The organism is Oscillatoria sp. HE19RPO (assembly GCF_024220515.1).
Lineage (GTDB): Bacteria > Cyanobacteriota > Cyanobacteriia > Cyanobacteriales > Laspinemataceae > Laspinema.
Window position 1 is genome coordinate 1 of the sequence record NZ_JAMXOT010000337.1, and the last position, 6833, is coordinate 6833.

5 protein-coding genes and 2 pseudogenes are annotated in these 6833 nt (G+C 45.9%); 4 read left to right on the top strand and 3 right to left on the bottom strand.

Going from position 1 to position 6833, the window contains the following annotated elements:
* Positions 1-348: pseudogene (locus NG833_RS25720) on the top strand (hypothetical protein); the annotation flags it as partial.
* Between the two features lie 133 nt (positions 349-481).
* Here the strand turns inward: NG833_RS25720 and NG833_RS25725 are convergent.
* Positions 482-1069 carry a thioredoxin family protein gene (locus NG833_RS25725; protein ID WP_254568126.1) on the bottom strand — a complete coding sequence of 196 codons (588 nt, stop codon included), beginning with the start codon at positions 1067-1069 and terminating at the stop codon, positions 482-484.
* 593 nt (positions 1070-1662) lie between these two features.
* Between NG833_RS25725 and NG833_RS25730 the strand changes: the two genes are divergently transcribed.
* The gene (locus tag NG833_RS25730; protein WP_254568127.1) at positions 1663-2703 is read left to right on the top strand and encodes a pentapeptide repeat-containing protein; all 1041 of its coding nucleotides are present in this window, start codon (positions 1663-1665) and stop codon (positions 2701-2703) included.
* A 698-nt stretch (positions 2704-3401) separates the two neighbouring features.
* On the opposite strand, the gene NG833_RS25735 is transcribed toward NG833_RS25730, so the two are convergent.
* Positions 3402-3602, bottom strand: a complete 201-nt coding sequence (locus NG833_RS25735; protein ID WP_207088410.1) for a hypothetical protein — start codon at positions 3600-3602, stop codon at positions 3402-3404.
* Positions 3603-4232: 630 nt separating this feature from the next.
* Here NG833_RS25735 and NG833_RS25740 point away from each other — a divergent pair.
* Positions 4233-5015: an MBL fold metallo-hydrolase gene (locus NG833_RS25740; protein WP_254568128.1), complete on the top strand. Its 783-nt coding sequence runs from the start codon at positions 4233-4235 to the stop codon at positions 5013-5015.
* A 695-nt stretch (positions 5016-5710) separates the two neighbouring features.
* Here NG833_RS25740 and NG833_RS25745 read toward each other — a convergent pair.
* Positions 5711-6100, bottom strand: coding sequence for a hypothetical protein (locus NG833_RS25745; protein ID WP_254568129.1), 390 nt, complete (start codon positions 6098-6100; stop codon positions 5711-5713).
* 177 nt (positions 6101-6277) lie between these two features.
* Between NG833_RS25745 and NG833_RS30620 the strand changes: the two are divergent.
* A pseudogene (locus NG833_RS30620) lies at positions 6278-6679 on the top strand (ISAzo13 family transposase); the annotation flags it as partial.
* Positions 6680-6833 lie beyond the last annotated feature (154 nt).

Genomic DNA, 6833 nt, shown 5'->3' on the forward strand with positions numbered 1-6833 from the left:
ACTCCTTTGCCACGAGTTATCCTCTGAGCAATGACAATGTAGCAGACGTGGTTTTAGCAGGGCGAACCCGATGTCCAGTTGAGAATGAGAATAACAACACCCTCAAGACCAAAGGCTACCATCAAGGGACACAATTTTGGGCTTGTCTTGCAGCATCTTTCCTCATTGCTGGGGACCCTCAGCATCCTCTCCCTGCTCTTCCATACCCTGCTGGAGTTGCTCGATGACAAGTACCAGTTGCTACGAGTGCACTTGCCGAAGCGCCAAACCTTCTTTGATGATTTGCACCGCGTTAACCCGTTATCTGTACTTCGACAGTTGGGATCACCTTCTGAGCTTTATGCTTGAAGGACTTGAGTTAGACCAACCACCCAATAGCAGTTGAATTTCCAAAATGAGAATTGCCGGGTTTGTTAGTCGTTGTTTCAGGGCTGTTCCTCCTAAAGGACAGGGGATTTCCCTGCCCTCGTGAAAGCGGTTCTTACCATGCCCCATAATAGGCCGGTTCATGGCCCGGTTTCCATTTAATATTGCAGCCAATGCTAGGTTTTTGGTCTTCCGGGATGGGGTTTCCCGCCAATACCGCATCGATCGCCGATCGCAAGTCTTTTCCCGTCACGGGTTGATTATTCCCCGGACGACTGTCATCCAGTTGACCCCGATACACGAGGCGGCGACTGCGATCGAAGACAAAAAAATCCGGGGTGCAAGCGGCGGTATAGGCGATCGCCACTTGTTGGGTTTCATCGTAACAATAGGGAAAGGAAAATCCTAAGGTTAACGCCATTGCCTTCAGATGTTCCGGCGCATCCTGGGGATGAGTCTCCACGGAATTAGAACTAATGGCTACAATTCCCACGGAGCGATCGTGATAATAAGAGCCAATATTGGCAAGTTCTTCTTGAATGTGCTTGACAAAGGGGCAATGTTGACAGATAAACATCACAACCAGTGCGGTCTTATCCCCAAAGGTTTCCAAGGAGATCGTCTTTTGGGTTACCACATCGGGGAGTTGAAAATTCGGTGCTGGAGTTCCCAGTGCCAGCATGGTTGAAGGGGTTAACGTCATTTTTTCTCCTGGGTTTTTCAAGGGTTGGACTTCCGGGGTTTATTATCGGGCAGGAATGGTCCAGGGTTCAAATCCCCGACTAGGGCATTTCCTCCTGAATTTCTCGTCTATTTTTTTAGACGCTTCTACCCTAGATTGTTTGACTTGTCAACCGAGAATTCTCGGAAATTTCTAAGTATGTGGAAAATGCAGCCGATGAAATGAACTCCTGTCAACGAGAAAAAAAAGACCGTAACCTTGGGCGATCGTTCGTTTTTGGAGGGCGATCGAAATGCTCCGGCAACCTAGATTATTTTTTTAAACCAAACCTATCCCCAGACTGATGCACTCTGTTCCTGGGTCTCTAAAATTATTTTATCAGAGAAAAATGGAGGTAAAACCCTTTGAATGTAAGGCTTTTCGACATTTATTCGGTTCAAATGATTCGTCCAATCTCATGGAAAATCATCAGAATTTAACCCACCGAAATCAGTTGGAGGGAGTCTGTTACAAAACGTAATGATACTTCAGGAAATACTCGGTTTCGCAGACTCCGTAAATTTGAGTAAGATTCTAATAGAAAGATTAAATAATTATAAGAAAGTATTTAAGCTATGACGGCGGACCTCCTTAGCGCACCTAAACTTAGCTTCTCCAAAGAAGAACTCCTCCAGCAATACGCCGGAGGAACCAGAGATTTTAATCGTCTGAGCCTCGCTAAAGCCGACTTAAGCGGAGCGAACCTCAGTGGCGTGTACTTAGGTGGAGCCAGTCTCACCAAAGCCAACTTGAGCGGAGCCAATCTGAGTCGAGCCAATTTAAGCGGAGCCAGCCTCAGTGGAGCCAACCTCACCGGAGCCAACTTGGCGGGAGCCAACTTGGCAGGAGTTCACCTGAATTGGGCCGACCTCAGTGGGGCCAACCTCACCGGAGCTATCCTCACCAATGCCGATGTGAGCGGAGCCAACCTCAGTGGTGCCATCCTCCAGAACACCAAACTCAACCAAACCTATTTAATCGGAACGAATCTGAAATCTGCGGATCTGCGAGAAGCCGATCTGAGTCTGGCGAGCCTCAATAAAGCCGATTTAACCGAAGCCAACCTGCGTCAAGCGGACCTCAGTGGTGCCAAACTCAAGCAAAGCAACTTGAACCTCGCCGATCTAACTCATGCCAACCTCAATGGTGCGAATCTCAAGCAAGCCAACCTCACTCAAGCTCATCTCAATTGGGCGAACTTAACCAAAGCAGATCTTCGCGAAGCAAACCTCTGTGGTGCGAATCTCAGCAAAGCCAACCTTAGCCAAACAGATTTGACCGAAGTTTGCCTCAAGGATGCCCAATTAAGTGGGATTAACTTTAGTGGGGCCAATTTAACCGGAGTTGACTTGAGTCATAAACTACTCACCGGCGCGAACCTCAGTGGTGCTGAACTGAGTCTGGCTAATTTAAGTGGCGCTTATCTGATTCAAACAAATCTGAGTGCAGCGAACTTGAGTGAGGCGAATCTGATGGGCTCTCATTTGATGGATGCAGATTTGACAAAAGCCAATCTTTCTGGTGCGAACCTCTCTCAAGCCAATGTGGTTAATGTTAACCTTCGCGGAGCCACGTTAAAAGGGGTAATTCAACCCAATGGAAAACCTCGCACCTAAAATGCGAGTCCAGTAGCGGTTAGCAACCCGGTTTCTTGACAAAATTTGGGGGAGTTGACAACCAATTCAGGGCTGAAACTGGGTTTCGGATTGGAGTGATTTAATTCGGTGAGGTCAGGGAGAATCCCTGTTTTGGTGCCGGGGATAGCATTCAATCCCAAATTTTGGGCGAAAGGCATCTTGTTGAGAGCCGTCATTTTGAGAAGGAGAACGGGCGATCGCCCCATAAAAATGCCCAGTAAAATACCTCAGTCTTAAATTTCTTGACCACTGAATTTTACTCTGTGCGTTTACCTTGTGGAGAAAGAGGAGAACGCACTGGATCGGTGACGTCTTGAATGGAACACAAAAAACCGTCAGAGGGGAACAATGTCCGAACAATAGGCGGTTCTCGGGTTTTAGAGTATCGGAGTTGATCGGGATACGGCAGTCGGTATGCTTTGGACGCTCCAGGCTGTGTCGGTTCTAAAGTCAGGAGCGCTTTCCGTCTACCGGCGCATCATGATGCGGGGGTTTAGGTTGTCAAAAAATCCAAAATATACCTTAGACACTGGAGAAACCCGATCTGGCTCTCCTGCTAACCAATCGTTACAAGTCCAAAATTTCTTGGTGTTTAGATGGATCCCAGATTACTGTTTAACCACCCTTCATCTGGACGATCGCGGCATGAATAACAACGGGCGCTTGTCAAAGCGCGTTTACTCTTCAACTCGTAACCATCCCCGTCGGACTGCATGAAGCAGGCGGTTGATGGCGTCCATTTCATCTTCCGTTAGTGAATCCTTGAGCAGCGCACTCATTAAACCCCAGCGTTCTAGGTAAGTGATTTTTCCGGAGCGCCAGATTTGACAAAAAATTTCTGAAATTGTCAATTTGTAGAAATTTCCCTGAATTACCATTTTCTCCCCTCGTGAAAACGTAATGATTTCTTTAACTTTATTATCCCAATTATCGGGTATTTTATCAAGTCAATTTGTGATTTAAAGCTCCGTTTGGCTGTGATTTGAGTCCTAAATCTGGATGAATTTTTAGGACCCCCGCCTGAAAACCATTGCGCTATGAGCGTTCTTGGGCCTAGGAGATCGCCAGAAAAAATTAGGGGAAAAACAAACAGGGATCGAATATTTTTGAGCAGGGATCGCGGCTAAGAAAAGGGCTATGGATTCTAGGGACGATCGGGGGTTCGTTCAGTCTCCCCCTTTGGAACACTCCCGACAGGCTGGAACGGATAATTGACGAGCTGGGTTTTCATTCATCAATTTTCTATCTTAAGCGCCCCTGATCTGATAGCTCGGTGAGAGGATGAGGGTTGGCGATCGCCAACTGACAAAGAACATCCCTCACCCTCCCCAACCCCACTCCTCCCTCGGCGCTAGAAGCGAGGGTTTAAGAAGGGGTGATTGGATTGCAGTCCCGTCAATTTGATGCCAGCCCCTATGCCGAGACAATTCCTGAAAATCTGAGCAGCAATTTTAACAAAGGCGTAAAATATTGACAGGCGTTATCAATAAGATAAGATTGTTCGGATTATGTATTTGACTTGGTTAGACAGTAATTCGTGGCTGATTGAATTAGCCTCTAAGCGGATCCTACTTGACCCGTGGCTGGTGGGTCCATTGGTATTTGGAAACCAACCTTGGTTGTTCAAAAGCGATCGCCGCAGGGAACGCCCCATCCCGGATAATATCGATCTGATTTTACTGTCCCAGGGTTTGGAAGACCATGCACATCCGCCCACCTTAAAACAACTGGATCGAGATATTCCCGTTGTCGCTTCGGTGAATGCAGCCAAGATAGTCCAGGAGTTGAATTATACTCAAATCACCCCCCTGGCACATGGGGAAAGTTTTTCCCTGGGAAATCAACTGGAAATTAAGGCGATTCCCGGGTCACCCATCGGACCTTTCCTGGTGGAAAATGCCTATATTCTCCGGGATTTAGAAACGGGGACGAGTCTGTATTACGAACCTCACGGGTCTCATTCTTCGACTCTGAAAAATGAAGGACCCATTGATGTAGCGCTCGCCCCCATTGTTGATTTATCCCTGCCCCTGGTCGGGTCAATTATTAAAGGGAAAGAAAGTGCTTTAGAACTGGCTAAAATGTTGCAACCCCAAGTGATGCTACCCACAGCAGCGGGAGGGGATGTGATCTTTGAGGGGCTGTTAATGTCTTTGATTCGCGAGCAAGGAACGATTGAAGATTTTCGCTCGTTGTTGGCCAAGCACGAGATTTCCACTCGGGCGATCGACCCCAAACCGGGCGATCGCTTCGAGGTTCCTTTAGAACAGCGCACGGCCCAGGTGAGTTAAACCCCTGGGTCTGTGTCCGGTATGGTAAAGATTGAAACCCCCCCTGATTTCTCACCCGTTTTCGTGATAGGAAACGGGTTTTTTGAGGGGGAGAATGGGGCAAGATATTGAGCGATTTAGATGAAACCCACATTCCGCAGGTAAAATTAGGAGTGATAGTGCGAAACGTTTGGGAATGAAATAAGGCTGAAATGCCTGAAATAACTTCCCAGTGAGGTTCTTAACCCCTTGGCTAAGATAAAGGAACCAATCCGAGATTACCTCATAACTGTCTATGCGTGTTCAAATGGGTCACTAATTGGTGACCCAAGGTAGGACGGCACAGGGTTCTGATGAGTATTGTAATAAATTTTGTTACACATACCCATCAGGTGCAACGGCGATAGCCACCCCCAGTTTTAGGAATCACGACCCTAGGACTGAAGCGGGGTAAGGAAGGCTCCCCGAGGTAGCCCAACACCACAATCGAGACCACTGCCAATCACCCAAGGCTAAGGAAACTGAATGTCTGGCTTGAACTCTCGTAACTATTTATCAGTGAAATGGGATGACACACTGCGTCCAAACTGGTTGACTGACAAAACTATTGAAGCGGATATTGGTACGTTTGGATTTTGAACTCAAGCCGATAGAGCCGTTGCTCATGTTGCTTACGGGATGCCATTACTGGATCCGGATCATGATGGCTGGTGAATTTAACAGAGCTTTCTCAGGCTCCATCGGTTCACTAAAGCAGTTTTCACCCATTCCCATCCTATCGGGAAATAGCTATTACCCCGAAACCAATGACAGTCTACCCACCTACGCTTACCTTCAACAACTACTGCTACCCCTTGAGCCGTAACATAGAGAGTGGCCACAGCCAATATAAACCACAAGCGAGATAAGGCACAGACCGAACGGATTTCAGAGCGTTGAATATTCCAGCCATTAGATTGGTCATCTAAAAAATTTTCTTCAATATCAAAACGCATTCCATATTCCTGAAAGGTTTGTAGGGTGGTCTTTTGGTCACTGACAATAGCCCAAAACTCTCCATTGACGTTATTGCGGCCTAGAACTAAGGAATGAAAATTTAATAACACAAATAAGGTATAATAAACAAATGAGTGAATATCAATGTATTTGACATTTTATTCTTGGGGTCAAAAATCATCCCTATTCGATGTCAACCTTGTTTATTTTGCTGATAATTGATGGATTGCTTTCAGTCATTTCCTTTAGGTGAATTTATGTATTATTCTTCTGAAATTACTGCTCAGATGAAGAAATTTTATCAATCTTTGTCCGAAAAGGATCGGCGAAGATATGCAGCAATAGAAGCCCAAAAACTTGGGAATGGTGGAATTAGTTACATATCCCGAATTTTGAGAGCAGACAGAAATACAATAGCCAAAGGCATTAAAGAATTAAAAAGTGAATCAGACACTACTTTTAATCAACAAAGAATTCGTCGAAAAGGAGGAGGAAGAAAAACTAGCGAGTCTCTCCTACCTGGGTTGAATGAAACTTTTTTAGAAGTCTTAAAAGTTTATACAGCAGGCAGCCCAATGGATGAAAAAATTAAATGGACTAATCTCACGCAAAAAGAAATAGTTGAAGGACTGAAAGTTCATGGCATAACAGTCAGCGTAACCGTTATTCAAAAATTATTAAAAAAGCACGGATATATATGTAACCCACATTCCGCAGGTTTGATCAAGTCAGTAAATAATATTTCTGGCAGGAGGCCCCTAGGAACTGAAGGATCCATCGCCGCTCATCAGTTAAATAGGTGATTTTTTTAACTCCATCAACCGTCAGCAAATGAATAGATTG

Coding starts and splice junctions, on each gene's coding strand:
- NG833_RS25725 (WP_254568126.1), bottom strand. CDS start 1,069: ATGACGTTAACCCCTTCAACCATGCTGGCACTGGGAACTCCAGCACCG.
- NG833_RS25730 (WP_254568127.1), top strand. CDS start 1,663: ATGACGGCGGACCTCCTTAGCGCACCTAAACTTAGCTTCTCCAAAGAA.
- NG833_RS25735 (WP_207088410.1), bottom strand. CDS start 3,602: ATGGTAATTCAGGGAAATTTCTACAAATTGACAATTTCAGAAATTTTT.
- NG833_RS25740 (WP_254568128.1), top strand. CDS start 4,233: ATGTATTTGACTTGGTTAGACAGTAATTCGTGGCTGATTGAATTAGCC.